Below are 23,479 nucleotides of genomic sequence, written 5' to 3'. Positions count from 1 at the left end.
GGCCGGTACCGGGGGAGGATCGGATGACAGTCGAGACGGAACGCTCCTCACGCGCGACACGGCCGCGGCGGCGACTCCGCGGGCTGGTGCTGGGACTGGTTGCGCTGGTGGTGGTTTCGGCGCTGAGCGTCGGGGGAGTGCTCGGGGTGCGGTGGTGGCAGCACGGCCGCCACGAGGAGCCCTACGGCCCGCGCGCCATGGACGGCCGTCTGCTGCACGACTTTCCGGCGGTCGACGTCACGGCCCTGAATCCGGATCAGGCGCGGGTGGCGCAGGTGCTACGGCAGCAATTCGAGGATCAGAGCGGCCGCGACAAATACTCCGAAGGCGTCGACGAACCGTGGTGCGCGGACTTCGTCAGCTGGGTGATGCGCGAGTCCGGGCACCCTTTGAGCAATCCGAATTCCGGCTCCTGGCGCATTCCTGGCGTCTACACGCTGGAGGAGTACTTCCGGGGACAGCATCGTTTCGAGGAGGCGAACAACATATATCGGCCGCAGGTCGGGGATGTGGTGATGTACGCGGATTCCAGTGTGTTCCATCAACACACGAATATTGTGATCGCCGTGGATTCGGATACGATCACCACGGTAGGTGGCAATGAAGCCGGGGAATCCGGTGGTGTCGCCATCCACAAATTCCGCCCATCCGGCACCTCGGGGCTGGTCGGATTCGGGCGATTGGGAACACCGTGATTCCACATTCTGGAAACACGTGGGGCGGGGTGTACTCCTGGGCGCATCTTCCGCTTACGATGGGTTTCGGCAGCGCCCGGCAGCGCTGTCGATCGATCCCTGTCCTGCTGCCCCCTCATCGGCAGGACAGGGGTCCCCGCCCGACGAAAGAAGCTGGATGACGTCGTCCGACCAACCGACCTGGATCGATTACGCCGAATTCGGCGAACGTTTCGTGGCGGCGGCGGTGACGGAATCCCGGATCGAATCCGCGGTCTCCAACGTGGCGGGACGCGGTATCACCATCGGCCCCTTCGGAATCGGTCCTGCCGGACTCGCCCGGTTCGTCGCCAAGGGCAGCATCGGCAAACCCACCGTCATCCGGCGCGGTCCGCACGTGCACTTCGACGTCATGCTCCCGGTGAAACTGCGGGTCGACGTCACCCTCGGCGGACAGCGACTGCGGCTGGAGGCGGTGGTCGAGATCGACCTCACCATGCACGCGCGCACCGCCGATCCGCTGCTGATCGTCATCGACATCCCCCCGGTCACCAGCCGGGACGTGAGCTTCGTGATGCGCGCGCAGGCCATCGGCACCGCTTGGGAAGTGCTGCTGAATCCGATCGCGCAGCTGGTGCAGCGTGAGGTCGCCGGACGCATCAATGCGATTCTGGCCGACCCGGATTCGCAGCGCGGGCGCACCTTCGACGTCGAGGCCATCCTGAACGGCACCGACTCGCCCTATCGCGGGCGGGCCGCCCACGAGTGGATCGGCTACGACGAGTTCGGCCGCCGCTTCTTCAGCCGCATCGTCACCGCCGAACGGGTGCAGCAGGTGGTGGAATCGATGGCGGGCAAGGCGATCGAGGTCGGGCCGCTGCGCACCGGGCCCGGCAACAAGGCCGAGGTGCTCGTGCAGGGCAGCGTGCGGCTGCCCAGGGTCGCCGTGGCCGGAGCGGCCACCGTCGCGCCACCCCCGGAGCCGCGCATCGCCGAATTGCCCGCGACGGCGGCCGAATCGGCGCGGGCGGCCGCCGCGGCGGCCTCGGAGCTTTCCCACGATCCGGCACTGGTCCGCTTCGACCTGATGATTCCGGTGAGTCTGGACATCTCCGTGGATGTGTTGCAGACCAATCGCTATCGCGCCGAAGTGCAGGTGCCGGTGGCGCTCACCGCCCGGGCTGCCGACCCGCTGCTGATCGTCATCGACGCGGTGCCGCCGCGTGCCGGGGACATCGATCTGGAAATGACCGCGCACGGCTGGCGGGCGGCCGCACTGGGCAAGATCGCGGGTATGCGCAAGCAGCTCGCCGCGCAGGTGGCCCAGGTGGTGCGCTCCGAGGTGGCCGACGTGTCGCGCCGGACCATCGATGTGGGCGCGCGGCTGGACTCCACCCGGGTCTAATAGCTGCGTATTCGCCACGCACCGGCGACTGCCCGTTTTCCCCTGCATGTGACATATGGTGCCTATGTGCTCGATGAGCCTGGCGATTCCAATGTGAATATGGTGAAATGAGGGCACGTTCAGGGCTCCCGGCGCACGGATGATCTTGTAGTCATCGGGGAAGGTGCGCCGGGCACGCCGCAAGTTAGTTGTTCCAACCGGTCAGATGTGAGGCACGGCCTCCGTCGTTCTCATGATCGGCACGTTCGACCAGCGAGTGTGTGTGAAGGAGCCCGTGATGCGTTCTGTCCCCGTCACCCGACGCGACTTCCTCTCCGGCGCAGGCGCTCTCGCCGCCGGGATCACCGCCGGACTCGCACTCCCGCCCGCCGCCCAGGCGAAGCCATCCTTCGGTACCGCGAAGCAATCCCTCGGCACCCTGCTCGATTACGCGGGCGGTGTGCCCTCGGCCCGAGCCATCAGCGATGACGGGCATGTCGGCGTCATTCGCTACGTGTCCGATCGGCGGCCCGGCGCGGAATGGATGGCGGGCAAACCGCTGCTGGCCCGCGAGGTCGACGCGCTGCGCGCCGCGGGACTGACGGTGGTGTCCTGCTACCAGTTCGGCAAAGGGCCGACCGCCGATTGGCGCGGCGGTCTCGAGGCCGGATTGAAGCACGCCGCACGGGGTTTGATGCTGCACAAGGCCGCCGGCGGCCCGGATTCCGCGCCCATCTACGCCTCGATCGACGACAACCCCGGTGATGACGAATTCGAGCAGATGATCGACCCGTACCTGCGCGGCTGGGAAACGGTCCTCGGGCGAGACCGCGTCGGCGTCTACGCCAACTCCCCGACCATCGACAACATTCGCGACGCGGGGCTGGGTTCCTACTTCTGGCAACACAATTGGGGCACGCCCAAGGGTTACGTCCACCCCGCCGCCCATCTGCACCAGTTCGAAATCGACAAGCGCGAGGTCGGCGGCATCTCCGTGGACGTCAACAACGTCCTGGCCGCGCAGTACGGCCAGTGGTGGTAGCTCTGCCTGGGCCGGCTACGTCTGGCAGTGGCAGGTGGGGTCGAGGGCCAGGTCGGGTTCCTCGGGGACCACGCGCAGCGTGAAGTGGTGGTCGGTTTCCTCGTGGCCGTCGGTGAAGGTCTGACGGTCACCGGACCAGGAGAACAACGACCACCGCGACAGCCCGGAGAAGGCCGAGCCGAGGCTGGCGAAACTCGCCGAGGAGATGAGGGAGCCGAACGAGCCCACCGACCCGATCGACAGCACCGAGCCCACGCTGCCGATGGACAGGATCGAATAGGCCGAGCCGATCGACAGGATCGACCCTTCCGAACGAATCGAAAGGATCGATCGGCGCGAATGCAGTCCCCGTGAGGGGTGGGTCACAGCGGCCATAGGTCCCGGTCTACCACAGCAGACCGCCGCCCTCCGGCATTCCGGCGTGTCCTTGGCCGGAATCGACCATCCGTCGCTCAGGCGAACCTACGTGACGGTGAAGAAGCCGATGGTCGGTAGGAACGAGCAGGTGATCGGCTGCGACTCCGGATCCGCCTGGGTGGTCAGCGAACCCGAGACCACGGCCACCACGCGGCCGGTGCCGGTGTTGGCGATGGCCGACAGGGTGGCCGGGCCGTCCGGGTTGATGTGCTGCTCGTTGGTCAGGTTCATGGTGCCGGTGGCGCGGGTGTCGAGATTGAGCCACTGCACCGTCATCGGGGTCGGCTGCGCATCGGTCGGCTGCTTCGTCCCCAGCGCGGTGAACACGAAACCGGCCTGGCCCTGCGCGGGTCCGGGCGGAGGCAGCTGAGCCGGCCCGGGAACCGCGAGCGCGGTGCCCACCGAGTCGGCCGACGACGAGATGCAGCCCTTGCCGATGGTCGGCCACAGGAACTGCGCGATGACCGGGCCGTCCTTCGGCAGGTCCGGGCCGCCACCGCCGCTGCCGTCGAGGAAGGTGATGACCGCCAGCAGGGTGGTCTTCACCTGGGCGGGGAGGTTGCTGGACTCCAGCAGCTGCTTGGCCTGGGCCAGAATGGCGTTCTTGGGTCCGGCGTCCGCGATATCGGCGGGACCGGCGGCAGCGCCGATGATGGCCGGAACCAGCGAGGCCAGCGCGTCGACCGGCACGCCCTCGGGGATCATGGGGATCGACGAGACGCTCTGAGCCGGCGCGGGCTTCGCGTAAGCAGTCGGCACGGCGACTGTGGCGCAGGCCGCCAGGGCGACTGCGGACATTGCGAACCGCGATCCTCGGGTGCGAAGCACTGGTGTAGCCGTCCTTACCTTCAGGGACATCTAGCGGCGATGGAGCCATCGCTCCGCGCCACTCTAGGGACCGGGCTGCCAAGTTGTACAGCCACGGCGCGATCTTGGCGAACTAGATCAGCTGACGCTATCGAACGAGCGACCAGAATGGCTGTTGCTGATGTGGTCGGTGATGCAAATGTTACCGGAAGTGAGCTGAGATACAGGGGAGATCAGCGCGGGTGTGTGCGGGGAGGATCGGTCGGGCGCGCGCGACCGACGCCGGTGCGACTACGCTTTGCCGTGCCCGCACGCCGCATTCGCCGGCCGCCCACTGCGGCAGGTGATCCGCTGATCCGACCGAACCGAAAGTCCGTGCCGTGAATCGACGTGTCCCGTGAATCAACACCGTCGCCTGGCCGTCGCGGCGCTGGGCATCTCGGTGCTGGCCCGGCTCGCCTGGGTGCTGCTGCTGCCCAATGGCATGAATTTCGTCGACCTGCACGTCTATGTGGACGGTTCGGCGAATTTCGGCAGCGGACGCCTCTACGACTACACCGATTCCAGTAAGACGCCGGACTTTCCGCTGCCGTTCACCTATCCGCCGTTCGCGGCACTGGTCTTCTATCCGCTGCACTTCCTGCCCTTCTCGGTGGTAGCCGTGGGTTGGCTGCTGGCCACCGTGGCCGCCCTGTTCGGGGTGGTGTGGTTCGCGCTCGAGATGCTGGTCGGCCGGGACGGCATGCGCGAACAGCGTTGGCGCACGGCCGCGATCGCGTGGACGGCGCTCGGCACGTGGCTGGAGCCGGTTCGCTCCACCTTCGACTACGGGCAGGTCAATGTCTTCCTGGTACTGCTGGCCATGCTCGCGGTGCGCAGCACTCGCTGGTGGGTGTCGGGCTCGCTGGTCGGCATCGCCGCGGGCATCAAGCTGACCCCGGCGGTCACCGGGCTCTACTTCGCGGCGCGCAAGCGCTGGATCACGGCGATCTGGTCGGCGCTGGTCTTCTTCGGCACGATTCTGCTGACCTACCTGCTCACGCCGAGCGAGACCGACAAGTACTTCCGGGAGCTGCTGGGCGACGCGCGCCGCATCGGCCCGGTCGGCTCCTCGGCCAATCAGTCGCTGCGCGGCGCGCTGAGCCGCTTCGTCGGCCACGACGTGGTGTCCGGTCCGCTATGGATCGCGGCCGCGCTGGTGACCGCCGTGCTCGCGTTCTTCGCCTGGCGCGCACTGGCTTCCGACGATCGGCTGGGCACGCTGCTCATCGTGCAGCTGTTCGGGCTGATGGTGTCGCCGATCTCGTGGTCGCATCACTGGATCTGGCTGCTGCCGGTCATCCTGTGGCTGCTGCACGGCCCGCTGCGGGATGCGCCCGGCGCGCGAGTGATCGCCGGTTACTGGCTGGTGGTGACCCTCGTCGGGGTGCCGTGGGTGCTCGGGTTCTTCCAGCAGTCGATCTGGACGATCTCCCGGCCGGGCATTCTGTCCTGGCTGGGCGCGGTGGACGTGTTCGGCGTGCTGGCGTTGTTCGTCTGGATCATTCGGACGCGTGCAGGCGATCGATCTCGTGCGCGAGAGCCACATCCAGTGCCGTGAGACCACCGGCGGAATGCGTGGACAGGGTGAAAGTGACGCGGCGCCAACGGATGTCGATATCGGGATGATGGTTGGCGGCCTCGGCCGCGGCGGCCACCCGGCGCACCAGTTCGACACCGGCCAGGAAGGACCTGGCCTCGACGGTGCGGGTGATGCTGTCGCCCTGGCGGGTCCACTCGGGCAAGTCGGTGAGGGCCTTGGCGAGGTCGTCGTCGGAGAGCTGCGCGGGACTCATGATCCCGGTCTACTCCGGATTCAGGCCGCGCGCGCGAGTTTGAGGCACTTCTTGAGTTCCTTGCCGCAGCAGCCCTGCGCCTCGGCCTTCTTCATGCGCATGATGACGACAGGGCATTTCACGCACCGCGTCTTCTTGCGGCAGCACTTCTTCTTCGGCTTGAGACTCGAGACGTCCTTCGCCTTCACCTTGCCCATATTGGTTAGCTTAACCTAACCTCCGGCCATTGAACCTGTGATTTGGGCCGGACGGTAATGTGTAGCTCGCCGCATGCCCGGTGGAGTTCGCCATGTCTCTAGTTAGGCAGCCCCACGCATGAGACCCATCCGGGTCGGCAACACCTTTTCACCAGGAGGAATCAAACGTGTCGTCTGTCGAGTTCCGAAACGTCGCCATCGTGGCGCACGTCGACCACGGCAAGACAACACTGGTCGACGCCATGCTCCGGCAATCCGGCGCGTTCGCCGAACGCGCCGAACTCGTCGACCGAGTGATGGACTCCGGTGACCTCGAGCGCGAGAAGGGCATCACCATTCTCGCCAAGAACACCGCTGTTCACCGGCATAACGCCGATGGTTCGGTCACCGTCATCAATGTCATCGACACCCCGGGTCACGCCGACTTCGGCGGCGAGGTCGAGCGCGGTCTGTCCATGGTGGACGGCGTCGTGCTGCTCGTCGACGCCTCGGAAGGCCCACTGCCGCAGACCCGTTTCGTGCTGCGCAAGGCCCTCGCGGCCTCGCTGCCGGTGATCCTGGTGGTCAACAAGACCGACCGCCCGGACGCCCGCATCGAAGAGGTCGTCGAGGAATCCCACGACCTGCTGCTGGACCTGGCCTCCGACCTCGACGACGAGGCATCGGAAGCCGCCGAGCTGGCGCTGGACCTGCCCGTGCTCTACGCCTCCGGCCGCGCGGGCGTCGCCTCGACCAAGCGTCCCGACAACGGCAGCGTGCCGGACGCGGAGAACCTCGACGAGCTGTTCGAGGTCCTCATGAAGTACGTGCCCGCCCCCAAGGGCGACGCCGCCAAGCCGCTGCAGGCCCACGTCACCAACCTCGACGCGTCCCCGTTCCTGGGCCGAATCGGCCTGGTGCGCATCCACAACGGCACCCTGAAGAAGGGGCAGACCGTCGCGTGGATGCACGGCGACGGTGTCAAGAGCGTCCGCATCACCGAGCTGCTCAAGACCGTCGGCGTCGAGCGGCAGCCCGCCGAGGAGGCCGTGGCCGGTGACATCGCCGCCATCGCGGGCATCCCGGACATCATGATCGGCGACACCCTCGCCGACGTCGACAACCCGGTTGCGTTGCCGCGCATCACCGTTGACGAGCCCGCCATCTCGGTGACCATTGGCACCAACACCTCGCCGCTGGTCGGCCGGGTCTCCGGTCACAAGCTGACCGCCCGCATGGTGAAGTCGCGCCTGGACCAGGAGCTGGTCGGCAATGTGTCGCTGCGCGTGCTCGACATCGGCCGGCCGGACGCCTGGGAGGTGCAGGGCCGTGGTGAGCTGGCGCTGGCCATCCTGGTCGAGCAGATGCGCCGCGAAGGCTTCGAGCTGACCGTCGGCAAGCCGCAGGTGGTCACCAAGATGGTCGACGGCAAGACCCACGAGCCGTTCGAAGAGCTGACCATCGACTGCCCCGACGAGTACCTCGGTGCCGTCACCCAGCTGCTGGCCGCCCGCAAGGGCAAGATGGTGCAGATGAGCAACCACTCGGCCGGGTGGGTGCGCATGGAGTTCATCGTGCCGTCGCGCGGCCTGATCGGGTTCCGCACCGACTTCCTCACCGAGACCCGCGGCACCGGCATCGCCAATGCCGTGTTCGACGGGTACGCGCCGTGGGCCGGTGAGATCCGCGCCCGCCACACCGGGTCGCTGGTGTCCGACCGTGCCGGTTCGGTCACCCCGTTCGCCATGATCCAGCTGGCCGATCGCGGGCAGTTCTTCGTGGAGCCGGGCGCTGACACCTACGAGGGCCACGTGGTCGGCATCAACCCGCGCGCCGAGGACCTCGACATCAACGTCACCCGCGAGAAGAAGCTGACCAATATGCGGTCGGCCACCGGTGACGTGCTCGAGACCCTGGCCAAGCCGCTGCAGCTGGATCTCGAAGGGGCGATGGAGTTCTGCACCGACGACGAGTGCGTCGAGGTGACGCCGGAGATCGTGCGCGTGCGCAAGGTCACCCTGAACGCCAACGACCGCCAGCGCGAGATCAGCCGCCGCAAGGCGCGGGACCGGGCCGCCCAGTAGCGAGTCGCGTGGTTCGTTCGATACGCGACAACTGATTTGGTGCCGACCGGGGTAACTCGTCGGGTACGCCCAGCATGGAGTTGGCTCCCAACCGCATGCACGCGTGCCCGACGGGCGACGGCACTTAGCTGTGCGCTGAAGGCGCGGGGAGGCGGGTAAGGTGCCGGAGGTGAGAACAGGGGCGCAGAGGCGCGCGTCGCTGCGTGTGGTGCTGGTGCTGGTGGCGGCCCTGTTGGGGGTTGCGACCGGGTGCACTGCTAATCCGCCGCCGCCGATCGAGTCGACGGACAGTCCGAAGACGCAGCCGGCCAAGCCCGGCAATAAGTCGGTGACGGTGGCCGTCGACGATATTGGGATCGGGTTCAATCCGCATTTGCGGTCGCAGCAGTCGCCGGCTACGGCGGCGGTGGCGTCGATGGTGTTGCCGAGTCCGTTTCGGGCGGGGCCGACGCCGGGGGTGCCGGGCGGGACGGACTGGATCATGGATCCGACGTTGATGGTGTCGGCGGATGTGACGTCGCAGGAACCGTTCACCATCACCTATCAGATCAACCACGACGCCAACTGGTCCGATGGGGTGCCGATCGCGGCCGAGGACTTCAAATACCTGTGGCAGCAGATGATGACGCAGCCGGGTGCGGTGGATCCGGCGGGTTATCGGCTGATCACGGATGTCGCGTCGTCGGTGGGCGGCAAGACGGTGACGGTGACCATGTCGCAGCCGTATCCGGCATGGCGGCAACTGTTCTCGGACCTGCTGCCGCAGCATCTGATCAAGGATTCCGGGTTCGAGCAGGGGCTCATCGACACCATCCGGATCTCGGGGGGCCCGTTCCGGATCAAGCAGGCCGATCGCGGCCGCGAGGAGATCCTGCTGGAACGCAACGACCGCTATTGGGGTCGCTCGGCGGTGCCGGATCAGATTCTGTTGCGGCGCGGTGGAACTCCCGCGCAGGTGGCGGAGTCGCTGCGGGTCGGGGACGCGCAGATGGCGCTGGTGCACGGCGGGGTGGCGTTGCAGGCGCAGCTGGCGGCGATCCCCTCGGTGCGCACGGCCATCATGGCGCAGGCGCGCGAGATGCAGCTGGTGCTCAACGGCCGCAGCGGCGATCTGTCCGATGTGCGAGTGCGCCGGGCGGTGCTGGGGTTGCTGGATCCGGTGCTGCTGGCCACGGTCGGCGCGCAGACCGGCAGCTGGGTGGAGCCGGTGCGGGCGCAGGTGCTCACCCCCTCGGATCCCGGCTATGTGGCGACGGAACCGCCGCGGCTGAGCCAGGACGAGGCGTTCGGGTTGCTCGCGGAGGCCGGATTCGCCCGGGCCGCCGAGACTCCCGCGGTGCCGTCCTCGACTTCGCCCGCGCCGCAACCGCGTTCGCTGGCCAAGAACGGCAAATCGCTGACCGTGCGGATCGGCGCGGTGGACGGTGACACCACCGCGCTGGCGGTGGCCAATACCGCGGCGGACCAATTGCGCAGCGCCGGAATCGATGTCATCGTGCGCAGCGTGTCGGCGGCCCAGCTGTACGGCAAGGAGCTGACCGATGTCGGCATCGACGCGGTGGTCGGCTGGGAGCGCGCCGGCGAGGATCCGGCGACCGTGCTGGCCTCGCGCTACGGTTGCGCGCCCGCGCCGCTGCCCGGCGACGGCGGCGATTCGACCGTGGTCGACGGCGCGAAGAAGTCCCCGTCGAATCTGTCCGGGGTGTGCGATCCGACCCTGCAGCCCGCCATCGACTCCGCCCTGCGCGGCATCGATGTGGGCAAGGTGATCGGCGACCTCGAACCCAAGCTGTGGGAGCTGGCGACCGTGCTGCCGATCGTGCAGGACACCCAGGTGGCCGCGGCCGGGCCGCGGGTGGACGGCGCCTCGCTGAGCGGCGCCATCCAAACCGGCATCTTCGCCGATGCCGCCAACTGGCGGAGGCTGTCGTGACCGACCCGGCCGCGCACGGCCTGCTGCTGGTGCACGCCCATCCCGACGACGAGTCCATCACCACCGGCGGCACCATCGCCCACTATCGCAAGCGCGGACTGCCCGTCACGGTGGTGACCTGCACGCTCGGCGAGGAGGGCGAGGTCATCGGGGACGAGTACGCGCATCTGGTGGCCGGGCAGGCCGATCAGCTGGGCGGCTACCGGATTCTCGAATTGACCAGGGCGCTGGCCGAACTGGATGCCGGTGTCCCGCGTTTTCTGGGCGGCGCGGGCCGCTGGCGGGATTCCGGCATGGCCGGGACGCCCTCGGCGCGCAATCCGCGCGCGTTCGTGAACTCGGGCCAGGCCGCGGTCGACGCCCTGGTGCAGGTGATCCTGGAGCTGCGGCCGCGCGTGGTGGTCGGCTACGACCCGCACGGCGGTTACGGGCACCCGGATCACATTCGGGCGCACGAGATCACCATGGCCGCGGTCGACACGGCCGCCGACTGGGGTTGGACGGTCCCGAAGGTGTATTGGACGGTCACCGACGCGGCCGTGCTGGCCATGCACACCGAGGCGCTCAAGCGCCGCACCGTCGATCAGCTGCCGGGCGCCCTGCCGCGCGGCTGGCGACTCCCCGCTCCGAGCGAATTGGCCTGTGTCCCAGCCGATTCCGTGACCACCACCGTCGACGTGTCGGATGCGCTGGCCGCCAAACGGGCCGCACTGCGGGCGCACGCCACCCAGGTCACGGTCGCCCCGTCGGGCCGGGAGTTCGCTTTGTCGAACGATATCGCGCAACCGGTGCTGCCGGAGGAGCATTACATTCTGGTGCGCGGCGAGCGCGGCCCGCTCGGCCCCGACGGCCGCGAACACGATCTCTTCGCCGGGCTGGAATGAGAGACTGATGAGCCATGTATAACTGGGATTTGCAAAACGCCATCGCGGCCTTCGTCGAGAGCCAGCGGCCCTACTTCGAGTGGCAGCACGACCTGTACCTGTCGGTCCTGTACGGCTTCGTGGACATGCAGAGTCAGCTGCTGACCCTGCTCGGATTCCCGCCGGTGCAATGACGGCGGCCGTCGGAGCTCCCACGGGCGAAACCCTGACCGCGCACAGTCCGGTCCGGACCGTGCTCAACGCGGTGATCATCGGACTGCTGCTGATCGACGCGTTGATCACCCTCGGCTTCGAGGTGTTGTTCCTGCCGCTCTACGCGGGTCAGGCCCATCTGCCGACGACCACGCCGGTGCTGGCGGCGGGACCGCTGGCCGACAGCGCGACCGCGGGCGCGATCCCGCTGCCGTTCACGGCGCTGGCCGCCGCGGTGATCAATGTGCTGCTGGTGATGGGCATGGGCGTGACGACCAAGCGCTTCGGCGTGATGGCCCTGCCGCTGCTGGTGTGGGCCTTGGGTTTTCTGGTCTGCGCCGGTTTCAGCCCCAGCGGGTACGCGCTGCTGCTGGGCGACTGGCCGACCATGCTGCTGCTGATCTGCGGTCTGCTGCCGGCGGGCATGTACCTGTACTTCAAGGCGACCGTCCGGCTCGCCACGCCCGCGACGGTGACCAAGACCACAGTCTGATCGCGCCGGGCGCGGTCACACTTCGCCATCCCGTCTCGTCCCCTTGATGAACGTGAGCACAACACGAGCGAGGGATGACGATGGGATTCGACGAACTGCGCAACACCGTCCGGGGCCGCGTTCTCACGGCCGGTGACGACGATTTCGACGCGGCCGCGCGGCCGTGGAGCCTGGCGGTCGCCCAGCCGGTGGCCGCGGTGGTGGTGGCCGCCGACGCCGCCGATGCGGCGGCCGTGGTGCGCTACGCGGCGTCCGCGGGCCGGCGGGTGGTCACGCAGCCGACCGGGCACGGTGCGGCCGGCGGCGTGGACGACGCCATTCTGCTGCGCACCGCGGCGCTGGATCGGCTGGAGATCGATCCGGCCGCGCGGGTGGCGCGGGCCGGTGCGGGCGTGCCCTGGGGCCGGGTGCAGGCCGCGGCGGCCGAGCACGGGCTGACGGGTCTGGCGGGCAGCAATCCGGTGGTCGGCGTGACCGGGTACACGCTGGGCGGCGGCCTGGGCTGGTTCGCGCGCAAGCACGGGTTCGCGTCGAATGCGGTGCGCGCCTTCGAGATCGTGGATGCCGAGGGCCGCGCGGCCCGGGTGACCGCGGACGGTGATCCGGATCTGTTCTGGGCATTGTCCGGTGGCGGTGGCGATTTCGCCGTGGTCACGGGATTGGAGTTCGAGCTGTTCCCCGCGCCGGGGCTCTACGGCGGCCGCATCGTGTGGCCGGCCGAGCGGCTGCAGGAAGTGTGGGAAGCGTTCCGCGCCTTGACTTCTCAGGCTCCCGACGAGCTGTCGGCGTGGTTCCAGCGCTTCCAGTTCCCGCAGGCCCCGGAGATGGTGGCGGTGGATGTCGCCTATCTGGGGGATCCGGCGGAGGGCCGGGCGCTGACCGCGGTCCTCGACGGTCTCGGTGGCGCGGTCAGCGACCAGCGGGCCGCCATGTCCGTGGCCGACCTGGGCGCCATCACCGCCGAGCCGAGCGACCCCAGCCCGGCCATCTCCCGCGCGGAGCTGCTGCCGGAGCTGACGCCTGAGGCCGAGAAGATCATTGTCGGGGAATCCGTTGCGCCCCTGGTGAATATCCAGGTCCGCCAGCTCGGCGGTGCGCTGGCGCGGCCGGCGGCGGGTGCGCGCGGCGCGATGCCCGAGCAGTACGCCGTCTATCTGCTCGGCCTCGGACTGCCGCAGTTGCGGGATGCGGTGCACGCCAAGCTGAATGCCGTGGTGGCGGAACTCGGCGGTCAGGTCTCCGGCCGCAAACCGTTCACCTTCCTGGCTCCCGGCGAGTCCGCGGCCGCCGCCTTCGACGCCGCGACCCTCGACCGCCTGCGCGCGGTGAAGCGGGACCGTGACCCGAGCGGCGTGATCCGCTCCAACTTCCCGGTGTAGTCCGCAGGGCCCGTCAGCCGAGCCGGCCGGGCGTGACCGCCTCGATGAGCGCCCACGCCTGGTCGATCGGCAGATCGATGACGCGGTAGCGCTTCTTGCCCGCGGCGGAGGCGGCCACCACGGTCGCCACGCCCGCCCGGCGCTGAAAGAACGTCTGGCGCACGGTCCAGCCGATGACGCCCGGCGCCTCCAGGCAGTCGCGGTCACGATCCAGCGAGCCGCTGCGGGTGATCAGCCAGGTGGGATTGCCGTTGGCGGCGGGAATCACCGCGTGCCCGAGACCGCGATACCGGTCCCACGCCAGCACCGCCGCGATCGGCACGGCAACGGCCAGCACGATCCACAGCCACGACGGAATGTGACCGCCGCCAAGGGGAATCGCGAGAAACACAACCGCGACGAGCGCCAGCGGACCCAATGCGCGGGTGTACCGGCGGCGAAGCGCAGCGGGGCCGTGCGACCGCAGGCTGGCAGTAACCAACGCGGGGACTGTGCCGGCCGCAACCGGTGCGGGGACTCCGTATCCCCCCGTCATCCCGGCGTGAGACACCCCTGTCATCCCGGCGCGAGACACCCCTGTCATCCCGGCGCGAGACACCCCTGTCATCCCGGCGTGCTCTTGGCCGGGATCCACACTGGCACTGTGGATTCCGGCCAAAAACGCGCCGGAATGACGAGGTGAGTTCTCCGTATTGGCGGTGAGCAGGTGGGCGAGGGTGCGGTCGACGGCGGCGCGCGGGGCCTGCGGCAGGATCTTCTGGCGCGGGCTGGTGCCGACCATGACGGCCTCCAGTTCGGCGGCGCGGGCCAGGCGCAGCAGCAGTGGCTCGTTGACGGTCGCGCCGCGCAGCCGGGCCAGGTCGAGGGTGGTCTGGCGGGTGGTGAACAGGCCGTGGCGAATGGTGAGGGTCTTGCCGTTGTCCTCGACCCGCAGACCGAACCAGGTCATGAGATAGCGAGCGCAGGCGGCGAGGCTGACCACCACGATCAGCGCCACGATCAGCAGGGCGACCACCCCGGCGATGACGCTCGCGCCGCGATGCCCGACATCCTGCACGGTCCCGGATTTCAGGAAGAGCTGGGCGAAACCGTATTGGAAGGCCAGACCCACGATGGGGGCGACGAAAGCGAACCCGGTCAGCGACAGCGGCGCGTAGCGCACCCAGTCCGCCTGCCAGTGCGCGATCTCCACCCCGGGACGATCGTCGTCGGCATCCGCCGGTGCGCCGTCGGCCGTCGGAACCTGTTGGGCGGCAGTCGATTCCGCGCCCTCCCGGGTGTGGGCCAGCAGTGCCAGCCGCAGGTCCGGCACCAGTTTGGCGTCCAGCGAGTCCAGTTTGAACTGGTCCTTCTTGTCCGCGTGCTGTCCGGTGCCGATGGTCAGCACGGCCAGTCCCAGCGCCCGGTGCAGCAGATCGGCCTGCACGTCGACCGAGCGAACCCGGTTGCGCGGCACCGACAGTCGCTTGCGCTGCACCAGTCCGGTGCGCACCTCCACGTTCTCCGGTGTGATGCGATAAGTGGTGGTGAACCAGCGGGTGAGCGCGAACGCCACGATGATCGCCACCACCCCGAGGCTCCACAGGGGGTTGTCGCTGCGCGCGCCCGCGACCAGCGTGGCGATCAGCACCGGGATGTAGCGGACGAGTTCGGTGACCGGGTGCACCAGCAGCATGCGCTTGTCGAGTCGCTGCCAGCTCGCGGCGGCGGGTCCGATCGGCGGCGCGATCGGCGAAAGCACCTCTGTCGGAGGGGAATCCGGGTACCCGTCCGGTTCGCGCGGTTCGCTCACGTGGCGTCCCCCCGATGCTGTGCGGCGATGGCGGTGAGCTGGGCGACGGTGTCGCGGGCGTCGGCCAGGGCGAGCGCGCTGATGTGCACGGCCCCGGCGGAGGAGGCGGTGGTGACCGTGACGGTGGCCAGGCCGAGCAGGCGTTCCAGCGGACCCCGGTAGGTGTCGACGGTCTGCACCCGAGTGATGGGCGCGACCCGGCTCTCCTGGGTGAACCATCCGGTGCGGGTGTACACGGCCTCGTCGGTGATCTCCCAGCGGTGTACCGCGTAGCGCCACAGCGGGATCCCCACGATGCTGAATATCGCTGCCAGCAGCACGATGACGAACACCAGCGCCTGGATGCCGCGCCGCTGGGTGTCGAACAGCGCCCAGATGCCCACGCCCAGGATCGGGACCACCCAGGACAGGGCGGCGCTCAGCGCCCACAGCAGTTTGGCGCGCGGGCTCGGACGCCGCGCCGGGTCGGCCAGTATGCCGCCGGGCGCGGTGGCGTTCCTGCCGGGGGCAGTGGAGTTTCCGCCGGCGGCGGAGGGCTGGGACATGCTGCCCATGCTTGCACGAAACCACCCCCGGAGGCGGTTGTTACGAGCCGGGACTGGACGCCCCGGTTCGCTACTTCGGCGTGATCCGGTAGAGCCCGGTGGTGGTGCCCTGGTACTGGATTCGGCCGGGCGCGATGGTGCCGACCATTTCGAGGGTGTCGTTCACCGTGGTAGCGCCGACGAACTGCTCGGTTTCCAGCTTGCCGGTGCCGGCGTCGACGACCGCGAAGCTGTAGTTGTCGGTCGCCCCCGCACTGCCGCTGCCGAGACCGCTGCTGCCGCTGCTGCTGCCGTCGAACAGCCCGCCGCTGCCGCTGCCCAGCAGCGAGTGCCGGGTGAAGGTGTAGATCTTGCCGTCCGCCACGGACAGTCGCGGCACCGCCGAGGACGGCACCGTATTGGTCCACACCACCGTGCAGCCCGAGCCGGTGACGTCGATGCGGGTCATGCCGCCCGAGATCGGCGCGCTCGCGGGCTGACTCGGCCCGGCATTGGCCGGCAGCGCCGGATACGGGTAGCCGTAGGTGCTGGCCACGAACACACTGTTGCCCGAGCCGATGGGCGAGTTCTCGGTGCCGTCGATGGCGGGCACCGAGCAGATCCGATTGCCGGAGGCGGCATCGAAGACCAGCAGGTTCTCCTTGGTGGCGGCATTGTCGGTGATGGCCAGGTACTCGGTGCCGCTGCCGGGCCCGAAGAAGGTCGGCGTCGCGCCGGTGCCCCAACTCAATTGGCCCGGTTTGCGGGCAGGGCCGCGATCGTAGGCCTGCCGCCACACGATCTGCGGATTGCCGCTGCCGTCCACGTTCAGCAGATACAGCGCGTGGTCGGTGGCCACGGCCATGCCCTGCGGCGCGGTGGCGATGCTGTTGGCGACGTTCTCGCCGGGCGCGAGCACGAGTGAGCGCGCGACGCCGTCGGCGCCGACGAATCCGGCGGCCGCGTTGTCGGTGGCGAACCACACCCGGCCCTGATAATCGGGGGAGACCGAGCTGACCTCGTCGCACGAGCCGCCGCCGCAGTGTCCGCTGACCGCCTGCGTCACATCGGTTTTCGAGGCGATCGACAGCGACCAGGACCCGTCGCCGCCGCGCTGGTGGCCGATGCGCAGCAGGCTGCCGGAGCCGTCGACGGTGACCATCCGGTCCTGCTCGTCGAGGTAGGCGTAGACGCCGCCGAGCAGGCTGCCCTTGGTCAGATCGAGTTTCGCGAGGGTGTTGCCAGTGGCCGGATCCAGCAGCAGCACTTCCGGGGCGCGGTCGGTGATCTTCGTGCACAGCGCCTGGGGGAGTCCGTCCGCGCCCTGCAGGATGGTCGGGCAGGCCGCGCCCTCCTCGTGGAAGTCGGCATTGACGCCGCCGGCGCCGACGCCGGGCAGCGGGGTGGTGTCGGAGGCTTCGGCGTCGCCGTGCATGGTCGCGGTGCCGGCCGGTCCCAGATACGGGTTGGCGGGCGGCAGCGGTCCGAAGGCGGACGCGGTGCTGGTGGCGATGGTCAGCAGGGCGGTGGCGCCCAGGCCGGCGACGACGGCGGCGCGGCGGATTTTCGCGAGCACGAAGGGCTCTCCCTCTATCTTCTGCGAAGCGGTCCCGCGAGGCTATTTCACCGCGACTGAAATTTGAACCGTTGATCTCAGTGAGTACGAATACTCGCATCGGCGGCTCGGAATAACGACAGGGGAGGCGAGGTTTGCCCGTTCCATGGCACCCGAGTCGGAGAAGTCGGATGGATGGCGCATGATCGAGGACGTGACGGATCTACCGAACCCGAGCCTGCCGCCGAACCCACCCAGCAGTTCGGCCCCGCATCCCAGCAGTTCGGGCATGCGCCGGGCGCTGCGCCGGGCCCGGGACGGCGCGACGCTCAATCTCGACGAGGCCGTGGTGCTGCTGCACGCGCGCGGCGCGGACCTCGAGGATCTGACCACCTCGGCCGCGCGGGTGCGCGACGCCGGGCTGCGCGAGACCGGGTACGCGGGGGAGGTGCTCCCGATCACCTACTCGCGCAAGGTGTTCATCCCCATCACGCACCTGTGTCGCGACAAGTGCCACTACTGCACGTTCGTCACCGTGCCCGGCAAGCTGCGCGCCCAGGGCAAGGGCATGTACATGGAGCCGGACGAGATTCTCGAGGTCGCCCGCCAGGGCGCCGAACTCGGTTGCAAGGAAGCGCTTTTCACCCTCGGTGATCGACCGGAGGACCGCTGGCCGGAGGCGCGGCAGTGGCTCGACGAGCGCGGCTACGACTCCACCCTGGATTACGTGCGCGCCATGGCGATTCGCGTGCTCGAGGAGACCGGCCTGCTGCCGCACCTGAATCCGGGCGTGATGAGCTGGGAGGAGCTGTCGCGGCTCAAGCCGGTGGCCCCGTCCATGGGCATGATGCTGGAGACCACCTCCACCCGGCTGTTCACCGAACCCGGTCAGGCGCACTACGGTTCGCCGGACAAGGATCCGGCGGTGCGACTGCGGGCGCTGACCGACGCCGGCCGGCTGTCGGTGCCGTTCACCACCGGCATTCTGGTGGGCATCGGCGAGAACCTCACCGAGCGCGCCGAGTCGATCCTGGCGATTCGCAAGGCGCACAAGGCGTTCGGGCACGTGCAGGAAGTCATCGTGCAGAACTTCCTGGCCAAGCGCGACACCGCCATGCGCGACACCCCGGACGCGGATCTGGAGGAGTTCCGGGCCACCATCGCGGTGGCCCGATTGCTGCTCGGGCCCAAGATGCGCATTCAGGCCCCGCCGAATCTGGTGTCGCTGGACGAGTGCCGGGCGCTGCTGGCGGCGGGCATCGACGACTGGGGCGGGGTGTCGCCGCTGACTCCCGACCATGTGAATCCGGAACGGCCCTGGCCGAATCTGGAGACCCTCGCGCAGGTCACCGCCGAGGCCGGTTTCGTGCTCACCGAGCGCATCACCGCGCACCCGAAGTACGTGCTGGCCGGGCATCCGTGGATCGATCCGCGTGTCGCCAAACATGTTGCGGCGCTGTCGGATCCGAAGACGGGTCTGGCCGCGGACGTGAAGCCGTCCGGGCTGCCGTGGCAGGAGCCCGACCACGATTGGGAGTCGGTCGGCCGCATCGATCTCAACACCGCCATCGATACCGAGGGCCGCCTGACCGAATCCCGCAGCGACTCCGGCATTGCCGAAGATTCGCTGGGCGCCTTCGGAGATTGGGAGTCCATTCGCGAGCAGGTGCACGAGCTGGCCGCCGCCGCGCCCGAGCGTTTCGACGCCGACGTGATGGCCGCCCTGCGGGCCGCCGAGAAGGATCCGGCCGGCCTGTCCGACGACCAGTACCTGGCCCTGGCCACCGCCGACGGCCCCGCCCTGGAGGCCGTCACCGCGCTGGCCGATCAGCTGCGCCGCGACACCGTCGGCGACGATGTCACCTACATCGTCAACCGGAACATCAACTTCACCAATATCTGCTACACCGGCTGCCGTTTCTGCGCGTTCGCCCAGCGCAAGGGCGACGCCGACGCGTTCAGCCTGAGCCCCGCCGAGGTCGCCGACCGCGCCTGGGAGGCGTGGGTCGAGGGCGCGACCGAGATCTGCATGCAGGGCGGCATCGACCCGGAGCTACCCGTCACCGGCTACGCGGATCTGGTGCGCGCCATCAAGGACCGCGTGCCGGATATGCACGTGCACGCGTTCAGCCCCATGGAGATCGTCAACGGCGCGTCCCGCGGCGGCCAGTCCGTGCACGATTGGCTGTCGGCGCTGAAAGAGGCCGGGCTGGACTCGATTCCGGGCACCGCCGCCGAGATTCTGGACGACGAAGTGCGCTGGGTCCTCACCAAGGGCAAGCTGCCCACCTCGGCCTGGATCGACGTCATCACCACCGCCCACAAGGTCGGCATCCGCTCCAGCTCGACCATGATGTACGGGCATGTGGACAACCCCGAGCACTGGGTCGGCCACCTGCGCGTGCTGCGCGGAATCCAGGACGAGACAGGCGGTTTCACCGAATTCGTGCTGCTGCCCTTCGTGCACCAGAGCGCCCCGCTCTACCTCGCCGGCGCCTCCCGCCCCGGCCCGACGGTCCGCGACAACCGCGCGGCCCACGCCCTGGCCCGCATCATGCTGCACGGCCGCATCGAGAATATTCAGACCAGCTGGGTCAAACTGGGTATCAAGGGAACCCAATTGATGCTCAACGGCGGCGCCAACGACCTCGGCGGCACCCTCATGGAGGAGACCATCTCCCGCATGGCCGGCTCCGAACACGGATCCGCCAAAACGGTCGAGGAACTGACGGAGATCGCGTCGGGCATCGGCCGCCCGGTGAAGCAGCGCACCACCACCTACGGTGTACCACCGCACCGCGCGCCCGTGGCTTCGCTGCTGGCGTGAAGGCCCGCATGTGAGGGCAGGCTGACCAGAGGTAATGTTGTCGGGCCGGGATAGGGTTTCGCCGGGCGGAGTATCCCGCATTGAGGACAGACTAGGAGAGCGGCAGTGCCGTACATCATCGCTGAACCGTGCGTTGACGTGAAGGACAAGGCGTGCATCGAGGAATGCCCCGTGGACTGCATCTACGAGGGTGGCCGCATGCTGTACATCCAACCGGACGAGTGCGTGGACTGTGGTGCATGTGAACCGGTCTGCCCGGTGGAAGCCATCTTCTACGAAGACGACACCCCGGATCAGTGGGCCGGTTACGTCAACGCCAACGTCGACTTCTTCGACGATCTGGGTTCCCCGGGCGGCGCCACCAAGGTCGGCAAGGTCGACTACGACCCGCCGTTCATCGCCGCGCTACCGCCGATGGCCAGCGAGTAGGCCGAAGCTTTGACCGCGCGTGGCCGGGTCAGCGCACTGCTACCCGATTTTCCCTGGGACACCATCGCTTCCGTGAAGGCGAAGGGCGCTTCGCATCCGGACGGCATCGTCGACCTCTCGGTCGGAACACCGGTCGATCCGGTGGATCCGCTGATCCGCGAGGCGCTCTCGTCGGTCGCGGAGGTGCCCGGCTACCCGACCACGCACGGCACGCCCGAATTGCGCGAAGCCGTCGTCTCGGCGCTGAAGCGGCGATTCGGGATCACCGGGGTCGATCCGGCCGCGGTGCTGCCCGCCATCGGCACCAAGGAGCTGATCGCGGGTCTGCCCCGGCTGCTCGGGCTGGGCGCGGGCGATCTGGTGGTCATCCCCGAGATCGCCTATCCGACTTACGAGGTCGGCGCGCTGCTGTCCGGTTCGCGCTATGTGCGCGCCGACGGCACCGCGCAGCTCGGGCCGGAGAAGCCGGCGCTGATCTTCCTCAATTCGCCGTCCAATCCGACCGGCAAGGTGCTGGGCGTCGATCATCTGCGCAAGGTGGTGCAGTTCGCCCGCGAGCGCGGCGCCATCCTGGCCTCCGACGAGTGCTACCTGGGCCTGGCCTGGGAGGGGCGCGCGCTGTCCATCCTCGACCCGGAGGTGTGCGACGGCGACCACACCGGCCTGCTGGCCATCCACTCGCTGTCGAAGACCTCGAATCTGGCGAGCTACCGGGCCGGTTTCGTGGCCGGTGATCCGGCGCTGGTGGCGGAGCTGCTGGAGGTTCGCAAGCATTCCGGCATGATGCTGCCCTACCCGATTCAGGCGGCCATGACCGCGGCCCTCGGCGACGACGCCCACGAGGTGCAGCAAAAGGACCGCTACCGCGCCCGCCGGGCGGTGCTGCGAGATGCCTTGCAGCGCGCGGGTTTCCGCATCGACGATTCCGAGGCCGGGCTGTACCTGTGGTCGACGCGCGGCGAGCCGTGCCGCACCACCCTGGATTGGCTGGCCGAGCGCGGCGTCCTGGCGGCGCCGGGCGAGTTCTACGGCCCGCGCGGCAATCAGCATGTGCGCATTGCGCTTACCGCCACCGACGAGCGGATCGCCGCGGCCGCTGATCGTCTGACCAGCTGATTTCCGGTTACCGCCGGGCCCGTGATAGGTTCTACGACGTCGCGAGGCCCGGTGGCCGCGTGACGCGCAAGGCCCTGTGGCGCAGTTGGTTAGCGCGCCGCCCTGTCACGGCGGAGGTCGCGGGTTCGAGTCCCGTCAGGGTCGCAGTCGGGAAAGCCCTCTCACATCGAGAGGGCTTTTTTCGTTTCCGGGCCCACCAGTTTCGGCGAAACTGACTCATAGCCTCTTCACAACGCCTATAACAGGTTCTCATCGCATCTCGATGAGGAGTTTTTCAGTGCGTGGTCTTTCCTATGAAACCCCCGGTAAGAGTGTCTACGGCAGCAATGTCAGCCGACGCGGGTTCCTAGCTGCAACAGGTGTCATTCTGGGGGCGGCAGCGCTACTGAGAAACGTGCCGACGGCCCGGGCGCTACCCACCGGTTCGATCAACGACGGCGACACCATGCCGATCCTGGTCATCGGCACCGGCTACGGCGGCGCGGTCGCCGCGCTGCGACTGGCGCAGGCCGGACAGAACGTGGTCATGGTCGAGAAGGGCATGTCCTGGACCCAGCCCGGCTCCGACGGCAAGGTCTTCAGCAACATGCTCGAGCCGGACGGCCGGTCCTACTGGCTGCGCACGAAGACCGACCAGCCCATCAACCACTTCATGGGCGCGGACTACAACAAGTCCATCCCCAGCTACACCGGCGTGCTGGATTCCGAAGCCTTCAGCGGGATTCGGATCTATCAGGGCCGCGGCGTCGGCGGCGGCTCGCTGGTCAACGGCGGCATGGCGGTCACGCCCAAGCAGGAGAACTTCGCGAGCATCCTGCCGTCGGTGGACGCCGGCGAGATGTACTCGACCTACTACCCGCGCGCCAATGCCGGGTTGAAGGTCAACAACATCGACCAGACCTGGTTCCAGACCGCGGACTGCTATCAGTTCGCGCGAGTGGGCATCAAGCAGGCGCAGCGCTCGAACTTCAGTTACACGTTCGTGCCCAATGTCTACGACTTCAACTACATGAAGCAGGAGCAGGCCGACACCGCGCCGCGCTCGGCCCTCGCCGCCGAGGTCATCTACGGCAACAACTACGGCAAGAACTCCCTGGACAAGACGTATCTGGCGGCCGCCTCGGGCACCGGCAAGGTGACCATCGTGCCGCAGCACGCCGTCACCACCGTCTCCCCGGCCAATGGCGGCGGGTTCTCGGTGGCGATGAACCAGATCGACACCAGCGGCAATACTGTGAAGACGAAAACCGTTACGGCGCAGAAGGTCTTCTTCGCGGCCGGCAGCGTGGGCACCAGCAAACTGCTGGTCACCCAGAAGGCCACCGGCAAACTGCCCAATCTGCCCGATGCGGTCGGCAAGGGCTGGGGCAACAACGGCAATGTCATGGTGGCGCGCCAGAACCAGGCCTGGGACGCCACCGGCAGCCTGCAGGCCACCATTCCCTGTGTCGGCATCGACAACTGGGCCGATGCCGGCGGCCCGGCCTTCGCGGAGGTCTCGCCGTTCCCGGCGGGCATCGAGACCTTCGCCAGCCTGTACCTGGCCATCACCAAGAACCCCAACCGCGGCGTCTTCAGCTACAACTCGGGTTCCGGGGGCGTGGATCTGAACTGGCAGACCGCCTGGAACCAGCCCAGCATCGATTGCGCCAAGCGCATTTTCGACAAGATCAACAGTAAGGAAGGGACCATCTACCGGACCGATCTGTTCGGCGAGTACAAGACCTGGGGCGACGACTTCGCCTACCACCCGCTGGGCGGCTGCGTCATCAATGTGGCGACCGACAACTACGGTCGGCTCACCCAGTACCCGGGCCTGTACGTCATCGACGGTTCGCTGATCCCCGGCCTGACCACCGTCAACCCGTTCGTCACCATCACGGCGCTGGCGGAACGCAATATCGAGAAGATCATCGCGGACGACTTCCACTGAACC

The 23,479-nt window shown here is 68.3% G+C and carries 21 protein-coding genes and 1 tRNA gene; 15 read left to right on the top strand and 7 right to left on the bottom strand.

The features are described from left to right. The first annotated feature begins 23 nt into the window (after positions 1 to 23). The 3 genes from D7D52_RS01480 (at position 24) to D7D52_RS01470 (ending at position 3,100) form a co-directional block, all read left to right on the top strand. Complete coding sequence (locus tag D7D52_RS01480) at positions 24 to 695, top strand: CHAP domain-containing protein (protein WP_120734705.1); 672 nt, start codon at positions 24 to 26, stop codon at positions 693 to 695. 157 nt (positions 696 to 852) lie between these two features. Continuing rightward, positions 853 to 2,079, top strand: coding sequence for a hypothetical protein (locus D7D52_RS01475; protein ID WP_120734704.1), 1,227 nt, complete (start codon positions 853 to 855; stop codon positions 2,077 to 2,079). Positions 2,080 to 2,356: 277 nt separating this feature from the next. Further along, complete coding sequence (locus D7D52_RS01470; protein WP_187703093.1) at positions 2,357 to 3,100, top strand: DUF1906 domain-containing protein; 744 nt, start codon at positions 2,357 to 2,359, stop codon at positions 3,098 to 3,100. 15 nt (positions 3,101 to 3,115) lie between these two features. On the opposite strand, the gene D7D52_RS01465 is transcribed toward D7D52_RS01470, so the two are convergent. Further along, positions 3,116 to 3,475, bottom strand: coding sequence for a hypothetical protein (locus D7D52_RS01465; RefSeq protein WP_120734703.1), 360 nt, complete (start codon positions 3,473 to 3,475; stop codon positions 3,116 to 3,118). A gap of 87 nt (positions 3,476 to 3,562) precedes the next feature. After that, on the bottom strand, positions 3,563 to 4,315 hold the full coding sequence (locus tag D7D52_RS01460; RefSeq protein WP_162958118.1) for an Rv1157c family protein: 753 nt from the start codon (positions 4,313 to 4,315) through the stop codon (positions 3,563 to 3,565). Positions 4,316 to 4,721: 406 nt separating this feature from the next. Here D7D52_RS01460 and D7D52_RS01455 point away from each other — a divergent pair, with 406 nt between their 5' ends. Further along, the gene (locus D7D52_RS01455) at positions 4,722 to 5,924 is read left to right on the top strand and encodes a mannosyltransferase (RefSeq protein ID WP_120734701.1); all 1,203 of its coding nucleotides are present in this window, start codon (positions 4,722 to 4,724) and stop codon (positions 5,922 to 5,924) included. Here D7D52_RS01455 and D7D52_RS01450 read toward each other — a convergent pair. Further along, the gene (locus D7D52_RS01450; RefSeq protein WP_120734700.1) at positions 5,866 to 6,159 is read right to left on the bottom strand and encodes a 4a-hydroxytetrahydrobiopterin dehydratase; all 294 of its coding nucleotides are present in this window, start codon (positions 6,157 to 6,159) and stop codon (positions 5,866 to 5,868) included. The genes D7D52_RS01455 and D7D52_RS01450 overlap by 59 nt on opposite strands. Before the next feature lie 20 nt (positions 6,160 to 6,179). After that, positions 6,180 to 6,356 (bottom strand): hypothetical protein, encoded by a 177-nt coding sequence (locus tag D7D52_RS37495; protein ID WP_162958117.1) that lies wholly within the window; start codon positions 6,354 to 6,356, stop codon positions 6,180 to 6,182. A gap of 167 nt (positions 6,357 to 6,523) precedes the next feature. Between D7D52_RS37495 and typA the strand changes: the two genes are divergently transcribed. From typA to D7D52_RS01425, 6 genes are all read left to right on the top strand, one after another. Continuing rightward, positions 6,524 to 8,419, top strand: a complete 1,896-nt coding sequence (gene typA, locus D7D52_RS01445; protein WP_120734699.1) for a translational GTPase TypA — start codon at positions 6,524 to 6,526, stop codon at positions 8,417 to 8,419. A 160-nt stretch (positions 8,420 to 8,579) separates the two neighbouring features. Then, positions 8,580 to 10,352, top strand: coding sequence for an ABC transporter family substrate-binding protein (locus tag D7D52_RS01440; protein ID WP_187703092.1), 1,773 nt, complete (start codon positions 8,580 to 8,582; stop codon positions 10,350 to 10,352). Beyond that, positions 10,349 to 11,236, top strand: coding sequence for an N-acetyl-1-D-myo-inositol-2-amino-2-deoxy-alpha-D-glucopyranoside deacetylase (gene mshB / locus D7D52_RS01435; RefSeq protein ID WP_120734697.1), 888 nt, complete (start codon positions 10,349 to 10,351; stop codon positions 11,234 to 11,236). The genes D7D52_RS01440 and mshB overlap by 4 nt, the downstream gene beginning before the upstream one ends. A 14-nt stretch (positions 11,237 to 11,250) precedes the next feature. Then, positions 11,251 to 11,409, top strand: a complete 159-nt coding sequence (locus tag D7D52_RS37490; RefSeq protein WP_162958116.1) for a hypothetical protein — start codon at positions 11,251 to 11,253, stop codon at positions 11,407 to 11,409. Then, on the top strand, positions 11,406 to 11,921 hold the full coding sequence (locus D7D52_RS01430; RefSeq protein WP_246023584.1) for a hypothetical protein: 516 nt from the start codon (positions 11,406 to 11,408) through the stop codon (positions 11,919 to 11,921). Before D7D52_RS37490 ends, D7D52_RS01430 begins: the two co-directional genes overlap by 4 nt. A gap of 80 nt (positions 11,922 to 12,001) precedes the next feature. After that, complete coding sequence (locus D7D52_RS01425; RefSeq protein WP_120734696.1) at positions 12,002 to 13,300, top strand: FAD-binding oxidoreductase; 1,299 nt, start codon at positions 12,002 to 12,004, stop codon at positions 13,298 to 13,300. A 13-nt stretch (positions 13,301 to 13,313) separates the two neighbouring features. Here D7D52_RS01425 and D7D52_RS01420 read toward each other — a convergent pair whose 3' ends face one another. From D7D52_RS01420 to D7D52_RS01410, 3 genes are all read right to left on the bottom strand, one after another. Further along, a complete protein-coding gene (locus D7D52_RS01420) occupies positions 13,314 to 15,092 on the bottom strand; it encodes a PH domain-containing protein (protein WP_246023583.1) in 1,779 nt (592 codons plus the stop codon). Beyond that, positions 15,089 to 15,637, bottom strand: a complete 549-nt coding sequence (locus D7D52_RS01415; protein ID WP_120743698.1) for a PH domain-containing protein — start codon at positions 15,635 to 15,637, stop codon at positions 15,089 to 15,091. The genes D7D52_RS01420 and D7D52_RS01415 overlap by 4 nt, the downstream gene beginning before the upstream one ends. A 70-nt stretch (positions 15,638 to 15,707) precedes the next feature. Next, positions 15,708 to 17,192, bottom strand: coding sequence for a hypothetical protein (locus tag D7D52_RS01410; RefSeq protein WP_246023582.1), 1,485 nt, complete (start codon positions 17,190 to 17,192; stop codon positions 15,708 to 15,710). A 181-nt stretch (positions 17,193 to 17,373) separates the two neighbouring features. Between D7D52_RS01410 and D7D52_RS01405 the strand changes: the two genes are divergently transcribed. The 5 genes from D7D52_RS01405 (at position 17,374) to D7D52_RS01385 (ending at position 23,476) form a co-directional block, all read left to right on the top strand. Next, positions 17,374 to 19,998, top strand: a complete 2,625-nt coding sequence (locus D7D52_RS01405; protein WP_120743696.1) for a bifunctional FO biosynthesis protein CofGH — start codon at positions 17,374 to 17,376, stop codon at positions 19,996 to 19,998. Between the two features lie 105 nt (positions 19,999 to 20,103). Then, positions 20,104 to 20,427 carry a ferredoxin gene (gene fdxA / locus D7D52_RS01400; protein ID WP_040812194.1) on the top strand — a complete coding sequence of 108 codons (324 nt, stop codon included), beginning with the start codon at positions 20,104 to 20,106 and terminating at the stop codon, positions 20,425 to 20,427. 9 nt (positions 20,428 to 20,436) lie between these two features. After that, positions 20,437 to 21,543 carry a succinyldiaminopimelate transaminase gene (gene dapC, locus D7D52_RS01395; RefSeq protein ID WP_120734695.1) on the top strand — a complete coding sequence of 369 codons (1,107 nt, stop codon included), beginning with the start codon at positions 20,437 to 20,439 and terminating at the stop codon, positions 21,541 to 21,543. A gap of 70 nt (positions 21,544 to 21,613) precedes the next feature. Further along, positions 21,614 to 21,687 (top strand) — tRNA-Asp (locus tag D7D52_RS01390). 250 nt (positions 21,688 to 21,937) lie between these two features. Next, positions 21,938 to 23,476, top strand: a complete 1,539-nt coding sequence (locus D7D52_RS01385) for a GMC oxidoreductase (RefSeq protein ID WP_162958115.1) — start codon at positions 21,938 to 21,940, stop codon at positions 23,474 to 23,476. The last annotated feature ends 3 nt before the right edge of the window (positions 23,477 to 23,479 follow it).

It is taken from the genome of Nocardia yunnanensis (assembly GCF_003626895.1).
Lineage (GTDB): Bacteria > Actinomycetota > Actinomycetes > Mycobacteriales > Mycobacteriaceae > Nocardia > Nocardia yunnanensis.
This window is presented reverse-complemented; position numbering and strand designations above follow the sequence as displayed.